The organism is Amphritea pacifica (assembly GCF_016924145.1).
In the GTDB taxonomy this organism is placed as follows: domain Bacteria; phylum Pseudomonadota; class Gammaproteobacteria; order Pseudomonadales; family Balneatricaceae; genus Amphritea; species Amphritea pacifica.
On the sequence record NZ_JAFFZO010000001.1, the window covers coordinates 121,086 to 144,075 of the forward strand.

Consider the following 22,990-nt stretch of genomic DNA (forward strand, 5'->3'; position numbering starts at 1 on the left):
ATGTCATATATTCTCGATGCGCTGAAAAAGTCAGACCAGGAGCGTCAAAGCCAACCACTGATCGATATCGCACCTCCCCACAGCAGCCCGACAGCTCCGAGCCCCAAACGAAAAAAATGGCTCTGGCTGGTACCGGCACTACTGTTAGCCAATATCATAGTACTGATCTGGCCGGATACAGCCCCGCCCATAAGCGTGGCTGCCGTTAGCGGGAGCACAGCTCAACCGGACTCGCCCACAGCAGGCACAGCCACACCCCCCGCAGTCCCTGCAGTTACAGGCTCAGATTCTCAGTCTGAATCCCGGATCGCAGCAACTCAGCCTCAACCCATCAGCCAGGCTCAGTTATCAGATATAAATGCAAGGCCCGCTTATCACCGGGACCCCTTTGCTCCGCTACCCGGACATAACGCTCCCAGCCCTGAAGAGACCGCAGCCGACACAGTAGCCGATAGCACACTAACAAAACCGGTTGTGCCCCTGCCCGATGTCGAGCAACTCAACCGCAGCCTCCTCAACCAGGCGTTAATAGAACAACTGACACCACTGAGAGAGGCACAGCAATCGGAGACACCCACAGATGCAGCACAGGCGCTGCAGAGGGCAGCGACAAACCAGCTGGAGATCACAGCGGTCGCTTCACACAATAGCACTGCTGAACCCGACTCTTCTGAACCCGACTCATCAGCACAACAAACCTTCGCGGAAAACAGTAGTGTGCCGTTGCTCAGCGAGCTGGACGCTGAGACACAAAACGCGATACCAGACCTGAAAGTGTCGGTGCATATCTATGCCCAGACACCGGAGCAACGTATGGCAAGAGTGAATGGAAAGATGATCCGCGAGGGGCAGCGTCTGACGGACGAGCTGCGTCTGGAGGAGATCAGACCCGAATCTCTGGTCTTCAGTTTTCGGGGCAACCCGTTTTTGCTGCTCAGATAGAAATGGAGCTAAACACAGCGACAGTGTTTAGCTCAAAGGGTTTAACGGTATTGCTTTAACAGATCAAGCATCGCTTTATTCCCGGTGGCTTCTGCCAGCTTAAAACTGTCCTGCCCCAACTGATTTTTCCGCCGGGGCTGGGCGCCATTCTCCAGTAACCACTGGGCAACCTCAACATGCCCGCCATTTACCGCCAGCATCAACGCGGTCTGGGTAAACTCATTGCGGGTATTAATCGCGGCACTCTGTTCGGCCAGCAAAATAACACTGTTGCGATCCCCCGCAGCGGCGGCGACCATCAGGGGCGTATTCCCTCTGGCATCGGGCTTATTCACATCGGCACCGGCCGCGAGCAACCATTTCAGTGCCGCAATCTGTTTACGGGTGATCGACCTGATCAGCGGCGTACTACCATTCAGATCGGCAATGTTAAGATCCGCGCCACTCTCTTTCAACGCTTTCATCGCCTTCAGTGCGCCATGATCAGCAGCATACCAGAGCGCCGTGCGTGACTGTTTATCCCGGGTATCCGGATCAACACCATAGCTTACCAGCAGCTCAATCAACTGAGGCAGATCCGAAGCAGACGCCTCCAGCAGAACATTGGCCTGTTCCCGCTTCAGGAGCTTGCCAGAGCCACTGTCCAATAGCTGTTTAACAATCTCAGCATGTCCGTTTTTAACCGCCAGCATCAGTGCGCCATCACCATTTTCCAACAGTGGACGCTGATCCGCGCCAGCCTTAATCAGCATCCCGGTGACTTTATCGAATCCACGCTCAGCTGCCAGCATCAGCATACTATGGCCATCGGGAAGCTGATGATTAACATCCGCACCGGCACCGATGAGCATTCGAACAATATCGCTATGCCCCTGCCACACAGCACGACTCAGGGGAGTATGCCCCTCCTGATCAACCTGATTAAGATCAGGCTTGCTGCGCAACAACTCGGCGACCACTTTATCCTGCCCCCGCCAGCTGGCAAGCATCAGCGCCGACCAGCCCTGAAAGGGGTTACTCTCACCGCTCACCACCTGATCAACCGAGTTCAGGGCCTCCAGCGCCACCAACGAAGCATCCCGCTCCGGCGGTGCCAGATTGTTACGTTTCGCCCCTTTTGCACCGAGCCAGGCGGATACTTTTTTATGCTCGCGGTTAACCGCCAGATCCAGCGCCGTATAGTCACTGTGGTTAATGCCATTCATGCCGACTCCGGAAGAGACCAGCAACTTAACCGTCGCCAGATGACCGCTACCGGCCGCAAGGTGAAGCAGGGTATTACCATTATCATCGCTGGCCGTTTTATCAGCCCCCGCTTGCAACAACAGTTTCACCACATCGGCATGACCCTGCTGCGCAGCAGCCATCACCGGGGTCACACCAAACTTATCTTCCAACCCTATCTGCGCGCCCGCTTGCAGCAGAATTTCTACTGTCTCTTTGTGACCCGCTTCTGCGGCCTCATAAAGAGCAGTGCGCTGACTGTCATCATGACTATTGATATCCGGGTGCTGCTCAAGCAGTTGCTTTAATTCACGGTTACTGCCCTTTTGCGCCAGCCAGCGCAGGGTTTTCTCTTTATCGACGGTCCGGTATTCTTTTAACTGTTTCTTCTGCCGGGTTTCGGAGGTTTCCTTATGCATCTGCCGCTGAGCCAGCGGATGCCCTTGCTCTGCGGCAACTGCCATCAACTCCTCAGCACGAACCGGGTCTTTATCTACACCCCAGCCCTTTTCATACATCACCGCGAGATTATAGGTGGCTTTAACATGCCCCTGGTTAGCCGCTTTTTCGAGCCAGAACACCGCCTTTTCATGACTTTTAGTCACACCCTGACCGTTACGATAGAGCGTCGAAAGCATATATTGTGCTTCAGCATCACCGCCATTCGCCAATGGCTTCAACAAAGCGTACGCCCCGGCATAATCTCTGACACGGATGGCCGCTTTGACATCACCCAGCTCCTGATGAGCACCATAAGCCGGAGATATGTTGAACGGCGCGCTCAGCAAACTGATTGCGAAGATAAAAAGTGCGGCGGACCACCACCATGAACCAACAGCCCGATCAGGCAGTACCATATTTCGTTTCGACCTCAATACCTATCTTCTTCAAAAAGCCGGTGGGCAGAATACCGCCGGCACATACAATCACGTAATCATTTGGAATACGGTGTAGCTCGTCTTCCATATTAAGAACCACTTCAGACTCCAACACCTCATTGACCGTTGAGCTTAGCATTAAGTTCAACCGACCGCTTTCAGCCGCCGCTTCCACTTTGCGCCGGTTTTTCTCTTTAGCCCGACCAAAGGCAGCGCTCCGGTAAGAGATCGTTACCGTCGTGCCCGGTTCTTCCGCAATACTGGTGGCGGCTTCCAGAGCACTATCGCCCCCACCAACAACCAGAACATGCTTCCCCTTATACTGTGCCGGATCGACCAGACGATAGACCACTTTACTCTGTTCCTCTCCCGGAACCCCCAGTTTACGCGGGGTGCCCCGGCGGCCAATCGCCAGCAATACTGCCCGGGTACGATATACCGACTTATTGGTTGTCACCTCGAAGCCGCCATCCGGCAGGTGATCAATATGGTCTACCCGCTCTTTATAGTTAACCTTAAGCCCGGTCTTTTGCTCCACCTCAGACCAGAAATCGATCAGCTTCTCTTTTGTGGTTTCTTTAAACTGGAACTCACCCACTATCGGCAATTTGGCCGGTGCGGTCATCACCAGCTTACCCCGGGGAAACTGCGCCACCGTGCCGCCCAGAGATTCCTGTTCGATAGTTTTAACGGTCAGCTTTTTCTCCATCGCCCCCAGCGTTGCGGTGATGCCCGCAGGACCGGCCCCCACGATAAGCACATCCAGCAGATCACCACCGGAGCCCATTCCCGGCGCCTTGGCAATCGACTCCATCGCCTTACGTCCCTGCTCGGTAGCATTTTTGATCAGCCCCATACCACCCAGCTCTCCGGCGATATAGATCCCGGGTATATTGGTCTGAAAGTCCGGTTTAACGTTGGGTATATCCAGGCCACGTCGCTCAGTACCAAACACAAGCTCAATGGCATTGGCCGGGCAAGCGGTTTTACAGGCACCGTGACCGATGCAGTCTGCCGGGTTAAGCAGTTCCGCTTTATTATCAATCAGCCCCAGAACCTGATGTTTTGCTTCGGGACAGGCATTTACGCAGGAGCCACATCCAAGACAGATATTGCTGTTAATAATGGGGTGAAGCGATGCCGGTTCAGTCAGCCCCGCAGAGATAGCTTCAGACTTGATCGCCAGATTAGTGCGGGTCTGAGTGGTTTTATACCAGTTATACAGCATCCAGATCGCCAGCAATGGCGCTCCAATAATCACATACTGATACATGTCGGCCTGTACGTTCATATACGATACCTATAAAAACTTCTTAACTATTAAAATAAACGTCAAATCAGCTGTTTCTTTCTTCCACTCGGCAAAAGAAAACCGGATTTTCTAATTAATACGTTAAAGAAATTACCCTGCAACAACAACTGTCTCCAACAGTGCACACCCAAAGCGTCCTAACCGCTCTGCCACCCTCTCAAGAGCGAAAGATGCGGACTGAGCACTACAGGTATCTTGCTGAAAAATAAGCAATTAATAAAAGCGGTACAGTTTATGCTTTATTGGAGACAAACCGATCTACGGAGTTTCTTATAGTATGACGCGTAATACCCTGTTTACCGCCCTGGCATTGACTGCAGGCCTTGCAACTGCTGCTTTTTTCCTGACAAACAGCAACTCTACTCAATCTGGTGAGCCAGCCAACGGCATGACCCAGCGTAACGGCACAGGCACCTCTCTGATGGCTGCACAGGCTGCCGAAACCACCGCCACCATGGAAGCGGGTCCGCTCGACCAGATGGCCCAGAAACTGAAAAAACGGCTGGAAAATGAACCCGACGACATGGAAGGCTGGGTGCTACTGGGACGCACCTATCAGTACATGAACGACCAGACAGCCGCAGACCAGGCTTATGCTAAAGCCACCGCTCTTGGCCTCCCTCCCGCCCGCCTGGAAGAGATTCGCAGCGGCATGGCGGCGAAACAGCCGGCTCAGCCTTCACGGGCATTTCCAGAACCCAAGACATCCCGTAATCTGACCGCAGTGATGATCGATCAGGCACTGAAAGACAGCCCTGACGCCCTGCCAGCCTCGGTGAGTGGCAGCATAAAAATCACCCCCGAGTTGGCCAAACAACTGACCGACAAGACTGCCACGCTGTTTATCTTTGCGCGGGCAGACAAAGGCCCGCCAATGCCTCTAGCAGCCATTCGCCAGAGCCCGGCTCAACTGCCCTTCAATTTCACTCTCGACGATTCCAACGCGGTAATACCCGACCGCAAACTGTCATCAGCCAAGGCGGTTATCATCGGCGCACGGATCTCTTTCAATGACAGCGCCACTGCAGCAGCGGGAGACCTGGAAGGTTTCAGTCAGGTGATCAACCCGGCATCTGGAAGCCATGTAACAATTGAAATCAATCAGATTCATAAGTAACCAGACTAATCAGATGAGCACTACCAAAGTGGCCGATACACAGCAAAAGACAGATATCAACAAACTACATCTCTCCCCTTTCGAACAGTTTGCCGCGCCTTTCGTCTCTGTAGCGCTGGGGCTGTTCCTGCTCTGGGGCTGGCAACAGAGAGATGAATACCTGATAACTGCCGAGTGGGGCCTGGGCTACTGGCTGGGCCTGATTGCAGGGGTTATTTTTTTATTGATATTTATCTATCCACTGCGCAAGAAGTTTAAGTTCATGCGCAGCACCGGTGCGATAAAAATCTGGTTTAACCTGCATATGTTCATGGGGGTTATCGCACCGGTAATGATCGCCTTTCATTGCAACTTCTCACTCGGCGCAACCAACAGCAATGTCGCCCTCTATTCGATGTTGTTCGTGGTCGCCAGCGGTATTGCCGGGCGCTATATCTATGCCCAGATCCACTACGGCCTGTTCGGCACCCACACCCGCATTGAGGAGCTGATGGATATTAGTCATGAGGCGCGCAAAATGCTCGGACAAAGCGGCGGCCTTGCCCCCGCTATCGAACATAAAATCAAAGAGTTTGAAGACTACGTCATGCGCCCCGGTGGCGGATTACTCAGCTTTATTCCACGCAAAATATTTATCGGTGTCAGCACATGGATCACCTACTTCACTCTGCGCCGACGCCTGCGCCCGATCATAGCAACCCAGGCGAGACTGGCAGGCTGGGACAGAAAGCAGCAGAAAAAGCAGTATAAAGAGAGCTGTAAACTGGTTGGTATATTGCTCAAAGCGATACGCAAAATGGCGGTCTACACCTTCTATGAAAAACTGTTTCACAACTGGCATAAGATCCACGTTGTATTTTTCAGCATGCTACTGATTACAGGTCTTATTCATGTTGCTGCGGTTCATATGTATTAATTTTCATGTGAGAATTTTTTCTCATTATTGAGAGTATCAAAATAGAGACAGTATAAGTTATTGATTTTACTATAAAATACAAAATATCACTTAATATATGTATGGACTTCGAGACAAGATCCAATATGGCGCTATCACTATCTTATGAGAAAAACCGGCTTAAATTTCCACAAGCTATTGATATATAAATATTTTTTAAAAAAAGGTGCGTTTTTTGCAATTAAATACAGAAATTAACAGCAAGCATAAGCCTGTTACACGAGAGAGCTTCGGGGAAATCACTGCGCAACCCCCCGGTCATGTTTAAAACTTCAATCAGTTTAATCTGTGTAACAAGCAGCATCACTGGCCAGATCGGGGGAATGGCCATCGTTAATATTCCTCCTTTTTCGTCCGACAGCCCTAAGACATCAGGGCTTTCGGCATATATTGTACCGGAGGTTAAGTGAAGTTCTCTGAACGCATTCTCTCGCTGAAGACGATCACCCTGCTGCTATTACTAGGCTTCAGTGCGCCCGGAGAAGCCAATATTTTCGAAACGATTCTGATGCCGGGCAAAGTGATCAATGGACATGCGCAGTTCGAAAAGGAGTGCGACAGCTGCCACGAGTCTTTTGATCAGAGCAAACAGCGCGACCGCTGCCTTGCCTGCCACGACCATCAGAACATTGCCAGGGATATTGAAGAGGGAACTGGGTTTCATGGGCAGATGGAAAACAGTAAGAATATTGAATGCAAAACCTGCCACTCCGACCACATGGGAAGAGAGGCGGATATCGTTCAGCTGACTCACTCCACTTTTAATCATGACCTGACCGATTATCCACTTAAAGGCGAGCATCGCACCGCTGCCTGCACCAGTTGCCATGAAGCCTCGCACCGTTTTCGCGAAGCCCCCGATCAGTGTATCGACTGCCATAAAGACAATGATAAACATAACGGCAAGCTGGGCGAACAGTGTGACGACTGCCATAAAGAAACCGGCTGGCAGGATACCGGATTTGATCATGATGACACCGACTTCCCGCTGCTGGATAAACACGCCGATGTTAACTGCAGCAGTTGCCATGCAGATGAGCAGTACAAGGATATTCCTGCTGAGTGTGTCTCATGCCACCGCCTGAATGATGCCCATGGTGGCCACTTTGGGGGCGAATGTGAGAAGTGTCACTCAGAGAAAGGCTGGGATGAACTGAAGTTTGACCATAACAATGACACTGACTTCCGGCTCAAAGGTGCCCATAAAGAAACCTCTTGTAACAGTTGCCATGTCGATCCTCCCTACGATAAATCACCGGGCGATCAGTGCATCGATTGCCACCGTGCCGATGACACCCATCAGGGGAAAAATGGGACCGGGTGTAAAGACTGCCATACTGAAAACAACTGGCAGAAAAGCAGTTTTGACCATAACCGGGATACTGATTTCAAACTCCGTGGCAGCCATAAACCACTGGAGTGCCATAGTTGTCATAAGGGTAGCCTGGAAGATGAGCTGCAGACCGACTGCATCAGCTGCCATAAAGGCGACGATGTACATAAGGGCCAGCAGGGTGACAGCTGTAACCGCTGCCATGACGAAGAGTCGTTTTCAGGCGTAATCCGCTTTGATCACGACCTGACCCGCTTCCCTCTCATCGGTCAGCATGCCATTACCAGCTGCGAGGAGTGCCATCTTGAACAAACATTCAAGGACACCGCCCTGGCCTGCATCAGCTGTCATAAAGACGATGATATACATAAAGAAACACTGGGTGGACGCTGTGAGCAATGCCACACCCCCAACGACTGGGGTATCTGGCAGTTCGATCACAACACCCAGACCGATTTTGAGCTGACCGGCAAACACAAAGAGCAACCCTGTGAAGCCTGTCACATCAAACCGGTCAAGGATCAGGAAGATATCGATCAGGCTTCCGACTGTTTTAGTTGCCACCGTAGCGATGATATTCATTTTGGCGGTTTCGGGCGTTTTTGTGAACGCTGCCACACGACCGAATCGTTTGACGACACAAGCAACCTGGGTCAGTAATCCAGGGGATATAGGTGATAAGTATGTCATTAACAAGAATTAAACCTGTTTCATCAGCCGCCGGTATGCTGCGGCGCCTTATCCCCCTCTTCATGCTGTTATTACTCAGCATGATGATGCCGGTCACTGCCCAGGCGATGTCCGACCCGGACAAACTGGCACAGCTGGACTCAGACACACAAAAAACGGAACAGTCAGCGGGCGACAAAAAAGCGCCCCGAGAGGATTTTGATCACCTCAGCACCGGCTTTATGCTGGACGGACAGCACGCCAATCTGGAGTGCTCCAGCTGTCATATCAAGGGGGTATTTAAAGGCACCCCCAACACCTGTACAGCCTGTCACTCCTCCTCCAGTATTATCCCGGCGTCAACTAAAGCCAGCGACCATATCAATAGCAGCAATAACTGTGACAGCTGTCACAATCCGGGCAGCTGGAGCGATGTTTCAAAAGTAGATCACGATGAAGTCACCGGCAGCTGCGTATCCTGCCACAATAACCAGATCGCTTTTGGTAAGCAGAGTGACCATCCCCCTGCCAGTGATAACTGTGAAGACTGTCACGCAACCAGCGGCTGGCAGACCTCTTCCTTTGACCATACCGGCATCGAAAACAACTGTGTCAGTTGTCATAACGGCGTGAAGGCTACCGGTAAAGCTGCCAATCACATTCCGGTCAATAATGTCTGTGAAGATTGTCACCGCCCAACTAACTTCAGCGATCTGAGCCTGTGGAACCATCCGGATAACGGCAGTAACTGTAGCAGCTGTCATAATGGCAGTTTCAACACCAGCGGAAAGCCCGGCAACCATATCCCCAGCAGCAACAGCTGTGAAGATTGTCATACAATAAACACCTGGTCAGGAGCTAAGTTTGACCACACCGGAGCAACCAATTGTGTCAGCTGTCACAATGGCAGCCTTTCCACCGGTAAAGGCTCTGGACATTTCAATACGTCTAATACTTGTGAAGCCTGCCATACCAGCAGCAGCTGGTCACCGGTTACGCAGGTCGATCATGATGAGGTCAATGGCACCTGTGAAAGCTGTCATAACGGCACCCGGGCTACCGGCAAATCATCCAGCCATATACCAAGCAGCAATTCATGCGTCGAATGTCATGACCCAAACAGAGGCTGGGCCGACGCTAACTTTATTCACCCGGTTGGTGTAACCAACTGTGCCAGTTGCCATAATGGCACCACCGCCACCGGCAAAAATTCAGCACATATTAATACCACCAACAGCTGTGAAAGCTGTCATACACCCAGCAACTGGTCACCAGTGACCCAGGTTGATCACTCACAGGTAAATGGTAGCTGTGAAAGCTGTCATAACGGCACCACTGCAACCGGCAAGAATAGCAGCCATATTAATACCACTAATAACTGTACAGCCTGCCATACATCAGCAGCCTGGTCGCCGGTTACCCGGGTTGACCATACTGAAGTGAATGGCTCCTGTAGCAGCTGCCATAATGGCACCATTGCCATTGGCAAATCTGCCAACCACATTCAAAGCGCAAATACCTGTGAAGACTGCCATAACACTATCAGCTTCACCGATGGCACATTCGATCACAGCGGCGTCACCGATGGCTGCTCAGCCTGCCACAACGGCAGTACCGCCACCGGTAAAAACAGTGCCCACATCAACACCACCAATGCCTGTGAAGCGTGCCACACACCCACTGCATGGTCTCCGGTGACCCGGGTTGACCATACTCAGGTGAATGGCACCTGTAGCAACTGTCATAATGGCACCACTGCCACTGGCAAGAATTCCAGCCACATCAATACCAGTAACAACTGTGAAGCCTGTCATACTTCAACTATCTGGTCACCGGTCACCCGGGTTGATCATAATGAGGTGCAGGGAACCTGTGCCAGTTGCCACAACGGTTCTGTCGCCACCGGTAAGTCTGCCAACCATGTTCCTTCCGGCAACAGCTGTGAAGATTGTCATAATCCGGAACTGGGCTGGGCGGAAGCGGTATTTGACCATGCCAGCACGACAGCTAACTGCGCAACCTGTCACAATGGCAGTACTGCCACCGGCAAAAACAGTGGTCATATCAATACCACCAACAGCTGTGAAAGCTGTCATGTCAATACCAACTGGACACCGGTAACCCAGGTTGACCACGCAGAGGTGCTTGGCTCTTGTAACAGCTGCCATAACGGCACCACTGCCACCGGCAAAAACACCAGTCATATTAATAGCACCAATAATTGTGAAGCCTGTCACACGCCAACCACCTGGTCTCCGGTCACCCGGGTTGATCATACCGAGGTGAATGGTAGCTGTAGCAGCTGTCACAACGGTACCCTGGCTACCGGCAAAGGTGCCAGCCATATCAATAGCAGCAGTAACTGTGAAGCCTGTCACACGCCGACTACCTGGTCACCGGTCACCCGTGTCGATCACGCCGAGGTGAATGGTAGCTGTAGTAGCTGTCACAACGGCTCTCTGGCTACCGGCAAAGGCTCCGGCCATATTAATACCAGCAGCAACTGTGAAGCCTGTCACACGCCGACCACCTGGTCCCCCGTCACCCGGGTTGATCACGCAGAGGTGAGTGGCACCTGTTTCAGCTGCCACAATGGCAGTATTGCGCTGGGCAAATCCGCTAACCATGTTCAGAGCAGTAATACCTGCGAAGACTGTCACAACACCACCAGTTTTACCGGAGCGGTGTTTGATCACAGCGGTGTCACTGGCAATTGCTTCAGCTGTCATAACGGCACCACGGCAACCGGTAAAAATGCCACTCATATCAACAGCACAAACAGCTGTGAGTCCTGCCATACCCCGACCACCTGGTCACCGGTAACCCGGGTTGATCATACCGAGGTCAATGGCAGTTGTAGCAGTTGTCATAACGGTTCAATTGCGACAGGTAAAAATACATCGCATATCAACACCACCAACAGTTGTGAGTCCTGTCACTCTTCTACCAGTTGGTCTCCTGTGACAACGGTGGACCACAATGAGGTCAATGGCAGCTGCAGTAACTGTCATAACGGCACTCTCGCAACGGGTAAAAACTCAACGCACATTAACACCACCAATAACTGTGAGGCCTGCCACACACCAACCACCTGGTCTCCGGTCACCCGGGTTGACCACGCTGAGGTCAATGGCACCTGCAGCAGTTGCCATAACGGCACCATTGCGCTGGGTAAATCCGCCAACCATATCCAGAGTGGTAACACCTGTGACGATTGTCACAACACCACCAGTTTCACCGGGGCGGTGTTTGATCACAGCAATGTCACCGGCAGTTGCTCTAGCTGTCACAACGGCACTACCGCCACCGGCAAGAACAGCTCGCATATCAACACCACCAACAGCTGTGAGTCCTGCCATACCCCGACTACCTGGACACCGGTGACCCGGGTTGACCATGCAGAGGTCAATGGCACCTGTAGCAGCTGTCATAACGGCACCATTGCGCTGGGTAAATCCGCCAACCATATCCAGAGCAGTAACACCTGTGACGATTGCCATAACACCACCAGCTTCACCGGTGCGGTGTTTGATCACAGCGGCATTACCGGCAGCTGTTCAAGCTGTCATAACGGCACCACGGCAACCGGTAAGAGCGCAACCCATATCAACACCACTAACAACTGTGAATCCTGTCATACGCCGGTCAGCTGGACGCCGGTGACACGGGTTGATCACGCTGAGGTCAATGGCACCTGTAGCAGCTGTCATAACGGCACTATTGCCCTGGGTAAATCGGCCAACCATATCCAGAGCAGTAACACCTGTGACGACTGCCACAATACCAACAGTTTTACTGGTGCGGTATTTGATCACAGCGGTGTCACCGGCAGCTGTTCAAGCTGTCATAACGGCACCACGGCAACCGGTAAGAATGCGACGCATATCAACACCACCAATAACTGTGAATCCTGCCATACCCCGGTGAGCTGGATTCCGGTAACCCGGGTGGATCACACCGAGGTGAATGGCACCTGTAGCAGCTGCCATAACGGCACCATTGCGATGGGTAAGTCAGCCAACCATATCCAGAGTGGCAACACCTGTGATGACTGCCATAACACCAACAGCTGGGCGGATGCCGTGTTTGACCATAGCGGTGTCACCGGCAGTTGCTCAAGCTGTCATAACGGCACCACGGCTACTGGCAAGAACGGTACCCACATCAACAGCTCCAATGTCTGTGAAGCGTGCCACTCATCAGTGGCCTGGGTTCCGGTTGTCCGGGTTGACCACGCCGAGGTCAATGGTACTTGTAACACCTGCCACAACGGCGTCATCGCGACAGGTAAGTCTGCCAATCATATCCAGAGCAGTAACACCTGTGATGACTGTCACAACACCAATAGCTGGTTAGGTGCATCATTCAACCATGACAATGTATCGCCGGGCACCTGTGAAAGCTGTCATAACGGCAGCACCGCCACCGGCAAGCCGGGTAACCACTTTGTTACCACTGTCGCCTGTGACGAGTGCCATAACACAACCTCATTCGTGGGTATTAACTTCAACCACAGCTCTGGCTCCTATCCGGGCGACCACAGAGCCAACCCGGGCTGTAATGCATGCCATACCTCTAACAGCGAGACAATCCCTTGGCCAACACCGGCTTATGCACCAGATTGTGCAGGCTGTCACGCGAATGACTTCAGGCCAAGTAAACATGAAGGGGACACCGTTTCCACTGCCCGCAACTGTGCCGGCAGCTGTCACCGTCAAAGCAGGCCGGAACACAGTGTTCTAGATAGGAATTGGGACTAATGAACAAACTAATTAAAGCATTACTGCTGAGCGCGCTGGTTCTGCCGGCCACTCTGATTCAGGCTCAGCCCATTGGTGAGAATATCATGGAGGGGGTCGAACTGATCCGGAGTAAGTCGCCCTGCGACCCGGATCTGGCCATCATCCACATGCACTACCCGGTCCGCTATATCAGCCATTACCCGCAGGACCCCAGTGATGAGTTACGGATACGAATCAAGCATATACAGGTCGCTCCAATCGATCAGGACGCACGCGATCTTCGGGAGTCAGCCACACCGGAAGACCACAATCTGCTGGATGAGGTGGTCTACGAGGGTGACTTTTCTGGTGGACCCTATCTGACTTTGCAATACCTCGAAGCGGTGCGCTCTGAAGTGATCCAGGGCAGTGATTACCGCACCATTAAGGTATTGATCTACCCATCAAAACGAATCCAGCAGGCCAAGTGCCAGTAATCCGAATTTGAAACTGAGAAAACATAATGCATAACCCGACCAGAACCCTGTTATCGTCTCTTATTGCTGCTGTTATAGCAGGCGGATCGCTCACAGCCCTTCCCTGCTATGCTGAGGCACAGCCTCAGGGCACGGAGAGTGCAACAATACAGTCGAGCGGCCGGTACGCAATCCATGTAGCATCGCTGGCAAGCCTGGCTGATGCAGAAGCTGTGATTAAAGAGCTGCCTTTTAAGAGCCAGGTTGCCTATATCACCAGCGCGGTCGTCAAAGGCAAAAAGTGGTACCGGGTCAGAGTCGGCTTTTTCCCCAGCGCCAGGGATGCTGAAGCACTGGCAGCATCGATCCGCAGCACGCACCCGGAGCTCTGGATCACCAAGGTTCCAGACACCGAAAAGCTCGCCGCCATTGCCGAAGTGAGCCGGATCACCCAATCGATAACAACAGAGACAAAACCGCAGCCAGCGCCGCCAGCGAGCGAACCGGCGATAGCGCCCCAGACGACACAACCGACAGATAAAGCCGGGCTGACAACAAACGATAAACCACCTGCCCCAAGCAAGCCGGTTGCCGTTATCGCTTCCAGCGGCGCGTCCGGGACCTCTAAGCCGGCATCGGACAGCAGTGACCCTCTGGGAAAAATAATGATCCAGGCTGAGCAATCGATGATTGCCCAGGAATATGACCGGGCGATCCAGTTATACACTAAAATTCTTCGCGAACCCGAGAACCAGTATAGTCGTCAGGCTCTTGAATTCACCGGTGTTGCGCGGGAACGAAAAGGCCAGCAGGCACAGGCTAAAGCGGCCTGGGATCAGTATCTGGAAAAATATCCAGATGGCGCTGACGCCCTGCGTGTTCGCCAGCGTATCACGGCAATGATTACCGCCACAGAGACCCCGACCACACGTACCACGTCAACCCGTAAAGCCGAGCCATCCCGCTGGGATGTGTATGGGGGTATCTCACAGTTTTACCGTCGTGATGAGTTTTCCACAGAAACCGAAGATTTCAAGACCACCTCAGTTAACCGTGATGCCCTGTCGAATGACCTCTATCTGACCGGCCGCTACCGGGGTGATGAATACGATATCCGCACCCGGTTCTCCGGCGGCTATGAGGAGGACTTCCTCGACAGCACCCAAAGCGAAGCCCGCATCACCACCATGTATGTGGATTTTCAGGATAAGCAGGCAAGCAACACCCTGCGCCTTGGACGTCAGTCCAGCAGTTCCGGCGGCGTGCTGGGCCGCTTCGATGGTCTGCTGGCCGGGCACTCGCTTAATGAAACCGTCAAACTTAACCTGGTGGCCGGTTTTCCGGTTGAAACCTCAACCTATAAAGAGGTTAATCTGGATCGCTGGTTTTATGGCGTAAACCTTGATCTGGGCACCTTCAACGATGCCTGGGACTACAACCTGTTCCTGATCGAACAGCGCAACGAGAGCATACTGGACCGTCGTGCTGTCGGAGGCGAGGTGCGCTATTTCCAGCCCGGCAAAACGCTGTTCACACTGCTTGATTATGATATCTCCTATAACGAACTGAACACCCTGTTTGCACTGGGCAGCTGGACCAATGCGAACGAACAGACCTTCAACCTCTCTGTCGATTACCGTAACAGTCCTGTACTGACCACCACCACAGCGATCCAGAGTCAGTCGGTCAGCACACTGAGTGAACTGCTCGCCAGTGGAATTACCGAGGATGAAGCCCGCCAGTATGCGCTTGATCGTACCACCCGCAGTTTCACCTCCACGCTGGGTATGGTGCAGCCCATCACTGAGGATTTTCAGCTGAGTGGTGATCTGACCGTTTCCAAACAGGGCGACAGCAAAACGTCGGGAGGGGTCGATGGATTTCCCGGTACAGATTATGAGTACTCACTGTTTGTACAGGCGATCGGTAACAACCTGATTAAACAGGGAGATCTGGGCATTGTCGGTATACGTCTCACCGATGCCACCACCAGTCAGAGGATAGGGCTGACCCTGAATAGCCGCTATCCGGTCAATGAAAAATTAAGAATCAACCCCCGTTTTCAAACAGAATACCGTGAAAATACCGACGATAACACCTCGCAATGGTATGTCCGCCCCTCTGTCCGTCTGGAATACCGTTGGACCCGTAAAACCCGTTTTGAATTTGAGACGGGTGGCGAAGTTTCCAACCGTGAACTGACCGAGGATACCAGTGAAACTAACAGTTATTACATAAACTTAGGTTATCGTCACGATTTCTGAGCGGCTAAACCTGCGACTCTCACATTCACTATTGCTAATAAATTATTGGTAATAGTGGATGTAATCTATATTAAAAACATTCACGTTAATTGCTTAAAATATGACCATTTGGTGATTGTGGTCTTTATCTTTTCTCATCTAAACTAAACAAACACTTGATCGACTGCAGTTTGAAACGGAATTCTATTTATCTGTGTCCAGTGAATTAAAAATACAAAAGGATGTGAGGATGAGGAATGCCGAAGCGTTACAGCGAGACGACAACGAAGTAATCGAGCAAAGCATTAAAGAGTGGTTTACTTCCCGGAAGAAGATGACCCCGGAGCTTTTTAATCGTTCGCTGTCGCTGGCTAAGGAACAGGATGGGTCTGTCAGCCTGCCGCTGATGCTGTTAAAGCTGGGGCAGGTGAGCGCTGAAGATCTTGCGCTATGTCTGGCAGAAGTCACCCAGTTGCCTAAAGTTTCTTTCGAAGATTTCCCTGCCAGCCCCGCATGCGCCGAGCTGATCAGCGAGAACTTTCTCAAACAGCACTCCGTTATCCCACTTGAGTTCAGTAACGGCATCCTGACACTGGCGATGCTGGATCCCAGCGATCAGTTTGTCATCAAAAGCACCCGGCTCGCCTCAGGAGCAGAACAGGTTAAACCGGTTGTCATCAGTAAAACCGATCTCGACTCGCTGTTTGATCAGTTCTATGGCGATGGCCAGTCACAACTGGGCAAAATCGCAGATCAGATCGCCGATTCGGGCAGTGATAACGATACCGATGTTGAACAACTACGGGATATGGCCAGCGAAGCGCCGGTTATCCGGCTGGTCAACCTGCTAATCCAGCGCGCCTGTAAAAGTAACGCTTCAGATATCCATATTGAGCCGTTCCACGATAAGCTCAGGGTGCGGTTCCGTTGTGATGGTTTGTTACAGGAGGTTGAAGCCCCCCCTGCCCACCTCAGCGCGGCAGTTATTTCACGCATTAAAATAATGGCCCATATGAATATCGCTGAACGGCGCCTGCCACAGGATGGTCGTATCGACCTACGCGTTCAGGGGCAAACTATCGATATACGGGTGTCCAGTATCCCCACGGTTCATGGCGAAAGTGTGGTGATGCGGATTTTGCAGCGCGATAGTCTGGTTTTGGACTTCGAGAGTCTCGGCATGAGTGGCGAACCTCTGGCACGCTTTAAAAGCGCCCTGGAAAAGCCCAACGGCATGATTCTGGTCACTGGCCCCACCGGCAGCGGTAAATCCACGACGCTGTATACCGCGATGCAGGGACTCAATACGGAGCAAAGAAAGATTATCACCGTCGAAGACCCGGTAGAGTATCAACTGGAAGGGGTGAATCAGATCCAGGTTCGCTCCTCCATCGGTCTGGATTTCGCAACCACACTGCGCTCTATCGTTCGGCAGGACCCGGATATCATTATGGTGGGGGAGATGCGGGATCTGGAAACCGCCAAAATCTGTATCCAGTCAGCGCTGACCGGTCATCTGGTACTTTCCACCCTGCATACCAACGAGGCCGCCGGCAGTATCACCCGCTTACTGGATATGGGCGTGGAAGATTACCTGTTAACCTCCACCCTGCTGTGCGTGGTCAGTCAGCGTCTGGTGCGCAAACTGTGCCAGCACTGTGCCGAGCCCTTTGAGCCAATGCCAGAGTTATTAGAACGTCTCAGCTGGAATAGCGGCGAGACCATCGACCCCGGCAGTAAGCTCTATAACCCGGTCGGCTGTGAGCACTGCCGCAACTCCGGTTATAACGGACGTATCGCCATCTCAGAAGTTCTGCCCGTTGATGATATTATCCGCCGGCAGATCATGCTCAATTGTGACGCCAAAGAGTTGCAACAACTGGCTGTCGAACATGGCATGAAAACCATGTATACCGATGGCTGCATCAAGGCACTTGCGGGGCTTACCACCCTGGAAGAAGTTCTGCGCGTCACTCAGGAGGGCTGAGATGACAACCTTCTATTACAAAGCGATCGGCAATAACGGCGAACTGACTGAAGGTATTATCTCCGCCAACAACCGCGAAGAGGTGATTGTCCAGCTACAGGCCAGCGGGAAAGTGCCGATCTATGCCGACAGCCAGCAACCGAAAAGTCAGAAAAAGAAAACCAGAAGTGTACGTTTCAGTTCAGTAAACAGCGAACTGATCTTCGAATTCACACAGGAACTGATGTATCTGGTTGAAGCGGGTATCCCTCTCGATCGCAGCCTCGAAATCCTGCAACAGGGCACCCCTTCCAGCGTCCTGCAACAACTGATTCATGAGTTGCGTCAGCAACTACGCGGCGGCCAGACATTCAGCCAGGCTCTGGAAAAATTTCCCCGTTATTTTAATCCGCTCTATGTCAGTCTGATCCGGGCGGCTGAAGCCAGTGGTCAGATTGGACGGGGGCTGGAAACCCTGTGCCAGCATCTTGAGCGCAGCCGACAGTTAAAAGAGAAAGTCTCTGCTGCCCTGCTTTACCCAATAATACTACTGGGCGTATCACTGCTTTCAATTCTGATGATCCTGCTCTACGTTGTGCCGCAATTTGCCGATATCATCGCCGGTTTCAGTAAAGAGCTGCCCCCGGAAACCCAGTTTGTGATGTGGCTGAGTCGTGTGACTATCGATTACGGTGTTTATGCGCTGGGAATACTTTCGTTGCTGCTGATCTTCGCATACCGAACCCTGTCCAGCGGTTCAAATACTGCCTGGTGGGACGCTTTACGACTCAGACTGCCACTGGTCGCAAAGCTGCATATTAAGATCGAATACACCCGTTTCTGCCGCAGCCTTGGCAACCTGATCAATAGTGGCGTGCCTATGCTCTCCAGTATTGAGATGGCCAGTGCCGCTTTCACCAACAACACACTGCTCAAAGAGATCACTCTTGCCGCCACCCATATGCGTGAGGGGGGCCGCTTATCGGATCAACTGAGAAACAGTAAACGGGTACCGCCGCTGGTGGTCCAGTTGACTCAGGTAGGAGAGGAAACCGGTGAACTGCCCGGCATGTTGTTAAAAACCGCCGATATCTACGACCGGCAGATCGAAACAGAAACACAAAAGCTACTGCATATTCTGGAACCCGCCCTGATTCTGTCACTTGGCTTCATCATTGCCGTTCTGATTATGTCACTTTTGTCAGCCATTATCGGAATCAACGATATAGCACTCTAGTCAAGGAGAGATATGTGAAAAACAACTCAATGCACACTCAACGGGGCTTTACCCTGCTGGAGATACTCGTGGTACTGGTCATTCTGGGGCTGCTGGCGGGTCTGGTTGGCCCCCGGGTGTTAAAACATCTGGACAGCTCAAAAACCAAAACCGCAATGTTGCAGATTCAGGAGCTGGGTGCCGCGCTGGATCTCTATCGTCTCGAAGTCGGCAGTTACCCCAGTACCGAGCAAAACCTTGATGCACTGATCAATCCCCCTGAAGGGGTAAGTAGCTGGAACGGTCCCTATCTGAAGAAAAAAGTGGTTCGTATGGACCCCTGGGGACATGAGTACCATTACAAGTTTCCCGGTGAGTTTGGTGAATACGACCTGTTTTCGCTGGGTGCGGACAACAATGAAGGGGGCGAAGGCGAGAATGCTGATATCGTCAGTTGGCAATAAAAATACACAGTTAAGAGCCTGACCGACAAAACGGGGGATACAGTGCAACCATATTCAGTGCCACAAAGAGGCTTTACCATGCTGGAAATGCTGGTCGTTATGGCCATAGCAGGAATGTTGCTTGCACTGGTTGTACCCCGTTTCGGATCCGCCTTCGCCGGAGCACAGTTTCAGCAACAGGTGCATGACCTCAACACCGCTCTTAATCAGGCACGCAACAGAGCCAGCGCCACAGGCAAGATAGTCAGGCTACAACTGTCAGACAGCGACCGCAGTCTGATCGATAATACCGGTGTACCGGTGTTCAACTGGCCAGAGGACTGTGAACTGGTGTTTGCAGACGCTGAACATCAGCCCATCGATGGCGGATTCATACTGTTTATTCCCGGTGCCGGCAGTAACGGCGCGGCGCTGCAGTTGATTCAGCAACGCGATGCTCAGCCACGCCGGACAGAGTTCCGCATCAACTGGCTCACCGGGGGGGTAAGCTATGCAGCGCTCTGAGATGCAACAGGGCTTCTCCCTGCTGGAAGTACTGGTGGCCATGGTGATCGCGGCGTTGACCCTGGGTGTCATTCTCAACCTGTTTTCCGGTGCGGCCAGAAGCGCTTCGGTCAACTCAGACTATCGCAATGCTTTACAGGTTGCGGAAAGCACTATGGAGCAACTGGCCAGCGACCCGTTACGCAACCATGATCTGGAGGGTGAGGTCTCCCAATATCGCTGGCGGGCCAGCATCACCCCCTGGGAAAGCGACACTGAACAACCGCTTCGCTCCCCTTTTATGCTCTATCAGATTGAAGTACAGGTCAGTTGGGGTGAACGCCAGGATTTTCCGGTGACATTAAAAACATTGCGCCTGGGGGCCCGTTCATGAACAGGACGATAAACAGAGTCTCGGGTTTTACCCTGTTGGAGATGCTGGTTGCAATGGTCATCACCACCATCCTGCTGATGGTTGTTTATGGCAGTTTCTATCAGGGAGTTCGCAGCTGGCACACAGTCTCTGTTCACAGCGACAGTGAACAACAGCAATACCTGCTGCGTCGACACCTGCAACAGCAACTGCAAAACAGTTTGCTGATTCAGGAGAGTCAAACCCGTAACAGCCCGATCGCATTTGAGGGTAATGAAGACAGTATTGAGTTTGTCTCTGAGCTTTCCCCCTTGCAGGGTGATGCGGGTTTGTACCACTACCGGGTGACCCTGAAAAATGAGCCCGCTGAACTTAATATCCAGATCTCCCCCTATGGAACAGACAATCCGGATCTGCAACAACACCTGACCCTGACAACCAGCAACCCTCTGCAGGTTGAATACAGTGACTCTGCTGGCAACGATATAAACTGGTTAGAACGCTGGCCTTATAAAAACCGGCTTCCCCAGTTGATCCGCATCTATCAGCCCAATACCGGGCAGCCTGACTGGCTTCCCCTGATTATTGAACCCAGGAGACACCGGCATGCGATCTGAAGAACGTCATGTATGGCTGACAAAGATACAGCAACAAAACAACCGTCCGGGTTTAGTCAATCAGCACGGTGTCGCCCTGCTCAGCGTGCTCTGGGTGGTCACTATTCTCTCTCTGCTGGCTGGCAGTCTGGTTGCCAGCCAGCGCTCCAGCACCGACACAACCCGGCAATGGTTAGAGCAGGCACAGGCACGTTATGCTGCAGAAGCGGCGATTCACCTGACCCTGTATAACCTGTTGAGCCATCAGCTTCAACCGGGCTCTGAAAATACCGAAGCCATAGCGGATGAGCCACCGGTTTACAGTGGCTTTAAGCTATACAACACCGTTTATAGCGAAGCGGGCAAGGCCGATATCAATCAGATATCAGACCCTCTGTTACGCAAGATAATGCAGGGGGTAATTGATGATCCACAACTGGCTGATACCCTGACTGACCGGATTCTCGACTGGCGTGATGGCGATGAACTGGTGCGACTGAATGGCGCCGAGCGACGTGATTATCTGTCGGCCAATCGTCCGTTTCTGCCCACCAATCAGCCCTTTAAAAGCGTTTCCGAGTTACAGCGAGTGACGGGAATGACCACTGCTCTCTTTCTCAGGTTGCAGCCTCTGATAACGATCTACTCGGGACAGAACGGCATTGATATGGCCGCGGCCCGGCCCGAAATGTTAACGGCACTGGGGGTATTAAACAATCAACCGCGGCGTTTTTTCAATGCTGCCAGCAGTCGCATTCTGGAAATTACCTCCCGGGTAGAAAAGCCGGGCCTCAGTGGCATCCAACTCAGGTCCATCATCGCGCTACAACCCGGTAACATCAGAGAGCCTTTTCACATACTCACATGGGATTTTGCAGTTCCCGGCTTGACAGAAATGACAGCAAACCTGCTGCCAGAACAGGGGCGTAGTAATGCTACCGAATAATAACGGAAGTGAAACCGACGATAAGTCTTTACTTGGCTGGGACCTGCTGTTTCAGCGGAGCAAGGATGCGATGCTGATGGTCGATGCCGATCTCAATATCATCGAAGCCAATGAAACCGGCTTAAAACTCTGCAACGTTGGCCGCAACCTGAAAGATATTGAAAGCATCAACAGTAAACAGGATGAGCGTCGTACCATTACCAGCAGTGTGCGCTGGACGATGGAACAGAAAACCTGTGCAGAGGGCCGGATTATCTTTCTACAACAGAACAACGCCGATGTCGAAGTCGATATCTACCCGGTCAGCCACCCTGAACGTGGTGCCGTTATCATAATCAAAGACCCTACTGAATCCCTGAATCATCAGAATCTGAAGGGTGTTCCTGAAAAGCTCTACCGCCTGGGGATGACGGCCGCCGGTATTACCCATGAGCTAAGCAACCCGGTCAGCTCACTCTATAGTCAGCTTGAACTGATGCAGAGCCGGCAGAAACAACCCGATCGGGACCTTCAGACCTGTCTGGAGCTGGTTAGCCGGATCAGAGCGATATTGCGGGAACTGTCCGGCATTATGACTGAAAGCTCGCCGCTAGACAGTCGCAGTATCGATCTGAACAGCTTTATTCCCAGCACCCTGAATCTGCTGAAGTTTTGCCCCGAGGGCCGGGAAACCGAGATTTTTCATACTGTCGATCCAAACCTGCCGCTGCTGAATATCACTGAAAAGCACCTTTTATTGCTGCTGGATAACATCTGTGACAATGCGATAAAAGCGGCGGGGGAAGGCGGACGGATAGAAATCGATGTCACGCCAAACGAAGCGGGTGGGATCGACCTGAGTTTTACCAACAGCGGACGCAATCTGAATCCCGAATCACTGACACAAAACGATCTATACAACCGCGGTATGGGCGTTGGCTTGATGATCACCCGCCAGATTGTTGAAAGTTACCAGGGCAGCCTGAGCATCTCCCGTGCCCCTGATGGCGGAACCCGGGTGCTGCTGAGTTTCCCCGCACAGTGCTGTCGTAAAAGAGATGATAACTAACAGGTCTGTACCGAGTTCAAGGGAGTTT

The 22,990-nt window shown here is 52.3% G+C and carries 17 protein-coding genes; 15 read left to right on the plus strand and 2 right to left on the minus strand.

Going from position 1 to position 22,990, the window contains the following annotated elements:
• On the plus strand, positions 1–942 hold the full coding sequence (locus JW499_RS00525; protein WP_205208747.1) for a general secretion pathway protein GspB: 942 nt from the start codon (positions 1–3) through the stop codon (positions 940–942).
• Between the two features lie 41 nt (positions 943–983).
• Here the strand turns inward: JW499_RS00525 and JW499_RS00530 are convergent, their stop codons facing one another.
• Positions 984–3,023, minus strand: a complete 2,040-nt coding sequence (locus JW499_RS00530) for an ankyrin repeat domain-containing protein (protein ID WP_205208748.1) — start codon at positions 3,021–3,023, stop codon at positions 984–986.
• On the minus strand, positions 3,010–4,335 hold the full coding sequence (locus JW499_RS00535) for an NAD(P)-binding domain-containing protein (RefSeq protein WP_091356837.1): 1,326 nt from the start codon (positions 4,333–4,335) through the stop codon (positions 3,010–3,012). The genes JW499_RS00530 and JW499_RS00535 overlap by 14 nt, the downstream gene beginning before the upstream one ends.
• Before the next feature lie 298 nt (positions 4,336–4,633).
• Between JW499_RS00535 and JW499_RS00540 the strand changes: the two genes are divergently transcribed.
• The 14 genes from JW499_RS00540 to JW499_RS00605 all read left to right on the plus strand — a co-directional run bounded on the left by JW499_RS00540 (position 4,634) and on the right by JW499_RS00605 (position 22,962).
• Positions 4,634–5,473 carry a tetratricopeptide repeat protein gene (locus JW499_RS00540; RefSeq protein WP_205208749.1) on the plus strand — a complete coding sequence of 280 codons (840 nt, stop codon included), beginning with the start codon at positions 4,634–4,636 and terminating at the stop codon, positions 5,471–5,473.
• Positions 5,474–5,486: 13 nt separating this feature from the next.
• Positions 5,487–6,389, plus strand: a complete 903-nt coding sequence (locus JW499_RS00545) for a hypothetical protein (RefSeq protein ID WP_205208750.1) — start codon at positions 5,487–5,489, stop codon at positions 6,387–6,389.
• Between the two features lie 445 nt (positions 6,390–6,834).
• On the plus strand, positions 6,835–8,421 hold the full coding sequence (locus tag JW499_RS00550; protein ID WP_205208751.1) for a cytochrome C: 1,587 nt from the start codon (positions 6,835–6,837) through the stop codon (positions 8,419–8,421).
• A gap of 23 nt (positions 8,422–8,444) precedes the next feature.
• A complete protein-coding gene (locus JW499_RS00555; protein ID WP_205208752.1) occupies positions 8,445–13,190 on the plus strand; it encodes a hypothetical protein in 4,746 nt (1,581 codons plus the stop codon).
• Positions 13,190–13,648 carry a hypothetical protein gene (locus tag JW499_RS00560; protein WP_205208753.1) on the plus strand — a complete coding sequence of 153 codons (459 nt, stop codon included), beginning with the start codon at positions 13,190–13,192 and terminating at the stop codon, positions 13,646–13,648. The genes JW499_RS00555 and JW499_RS00560 overlap by 1 nt, the downstream gene beginning before the upstream one ends.
• A gap of 26 nt (positions 13,649–13,674) precedes the next feature.
• Complete coding sequence (locus JW499_RS00565) at positions 13,675–15,891, plus strand: SPOR domain-containing protein (protein ID WP_205208754.1); 2,217 nt, start codon at positions 13,675–13,677, stop codon at positions 15,889–15,891.
• Positions 15,892–16,120: 229 nt separating this feature from the next.
• Positions 16,121–17,857, plus strand: a complete 1,737-nt coding sequence (gene gspE / locus JW499_RS00570; protein ID WP_205208755.1) for a type II secretion system ATPase GspE — start codon at positions 16,121–16,123, stop codon at positions 17,855–17,857.
• 1 nt (position 17,858) lies between these two features.
• The gene (locus JW499_RS00575; protein WP_205208756.1) at positions 17,859–19,073 is read left to right on the plus strand and encodes a type II secretion system F family protein; all 1,215 of its coding nucleotides are present in this window, start codon (positions 17,859–17,861) and stop codon (positions 19,071–19,073) included.
• A 14-nt stretch (positions 19,074–19,087) separates the two neighbouring features.
• Complete coding sequence (gspG, locus tag JW499_RS00580) at positions 19,088–19,516, plus strand: type II secretion system major pseudopilin GspG (RefSeq protein WP_332874401.1); 429 nt, start codon at positions 19,088–19,090, stop codon at positions 19,514–19,516.
• Between the two features lie 42 nt (positions 19,517–19,558).
• Positions 19,559–20,020 carry a pilus assembly FimT family protein gene (locus JW499_RS00585; protein ID WP_205208757.1) on the plus strand — a complete coding sequence of 154 codons (462 nt, stop codon included), beginning with the start codon at positions 19,559–19,561 and terminating at the stop codon, positions 20,018–20,020.
• Positions 20,007–20,393, plus strand: coding sequence for a type IV pilus modification PilV family protein (locus tag JW499_RS00590; protein WP_205208758.1), 387 nt, complete (start codon positions 20,007–20,009; stop codon positions 20,391–20,393). The genes JW499_RS00585 and JW499_RS00590 overlap by 14 nt, the downstream gene beginning before the upstream one ends.
• On the plus strand, positions 20,390–20,989 hold the full coding sequence (locus JW499_RS00595; protein WP_205208759.1) for a prepilin-type N-terminal cleavage/methylation domain-containing protein: 600 nt from the start codon (positions 20,390–20,392) through the stop codon (positions 20,987–20,989). The genes JW499_RS00590 and JW499_RS00595 overlap by 4 nt, the downstream gene beginning before the upstream one ends.
• Positions 20,979–21,914 carry a type II secretion system minor pseudopilin gene (locus JW499_RS00600; RefSeq protein WP_205208760.1) on the plus strand — a complete coding sequence of 312 codons (936 nt, stop codon included), beginning with the start codon at positions 20,979–20,981 and terminating at the stop codon, positions 21,912–21,914. The genes JW499_RS00595 and JW499_RS00600 overlap by 11 nt, the downstream gene beginning before the upstream one ends.
• Positions 21,901–22,962 carry an ATP-binding protein gene (locus JW499_RS00605; RefSeq protein WP_205208761.1) on the plus strand — a complete coding sequence of 354 codons (1,062 nt, stop codon included), beginning with the start codon at positions 21,901–21,903 and terminating at the stop codon, positions 22,960–22,962. The genes JW499_RS00600 and JW499_RS00605 overlap by 14 nt, the downstream gene beginning before the upstream one ends.
• The last annotated feature ends 28 nt before the right edge of the window (positions 22,963–22,990 follow it).

Coding starts and splice junctions, on each gene's coding strand:
- JW499_RS00525 (WP_205208747.1), top strand. CDS start 1: ATGTCATATATTCTCGATGCGCTGAAAAAGTCAGACCAGGAGCGTCAA.
- JW499_RS00530 (WP_205208748.1), bottom strand. CDS start 3,023: ATGGTACTGCCTGATCGGGCTGTTGGTTCATGGTGGTGGTCCGCCGCA.
- JW499_RS00535 (WP_091356837.1), bottom strand. CDS start 4,335: ATGAACGTACAGGCCGACATGTATCAGTATGTGATTATTGGAGCGCCA.
- JW499_RS00540 (WP_205208749.1), top strand. CDS start 4,634: ATGACGCGTAATACCCTGTTTACCGCCCTGGCATTGACTGCAGGCCTT.
- JW499_RS00545 (WP_205208750.1), top strand. CDS start 5,487: ATGAGCACTACCAAAGTGGCCGATACACAGCAAAAGACAGATATCAAC.
- JW499_RS00555 (WP_205208752.1), top strand. CDS start 8,445: ATGTCATTAACAAGAATTAAACCTGTTTCATCAGCCGCCGGTATGCTG.
- JW499_RS00560 (WP_205208753.1), top strand. CDS start 13,190: ATGAACAAACTAATTAAAGCATTACTGCTGAGCGCGCTGGTTCTGCCG.
- JW499_RS00565 (WP_205208754.1), top strand. CDS start 13,675: ATGCATAACCCGACCAGAACCCTGTTATCGTCTCTTATTGCTGCTGTT.
- gspE (WP_205208755.1), top strand. CDS start 16,121: ATGAGGAATGCCGAAGCGTTACAGCGAGACGACAACGAAGTAATCGAG.
- JW499_RS00575 (WP_205208756.1), top strand. CDS start 17,859: ATGACAACCTTCTATTACAAAGCGATCGGCAATAACGGCGAACTGACT.
- JW499_RS00590 (WP_205208758.1), top strand. CDS start 20,007: ATGCAGCGCTCTGAGATGCAACAGGGCTTCTCCCTGCTGGAAGTACTG.
- JW499_RS00595 (WP_205208759.1), top strand. CDS start 20,390: ATGAACAGGACGATAAACAGAGTCTCGGGTTTTACCCTGTTGGAGATG.
- JW499_RS00600 (WP_205208760.1), top strand. CDS start 20,979: ATGCGATCTGAAGAACGTCATGTATGGCTGACAAAGATACAGCAACAA.
- JW499_RS00605 (WP_205208761.1), top strand. CDS start 21,901: ATGCTACCGAATAATAACGGAAGTGAAACCGACGATAAGTCTTTACTT.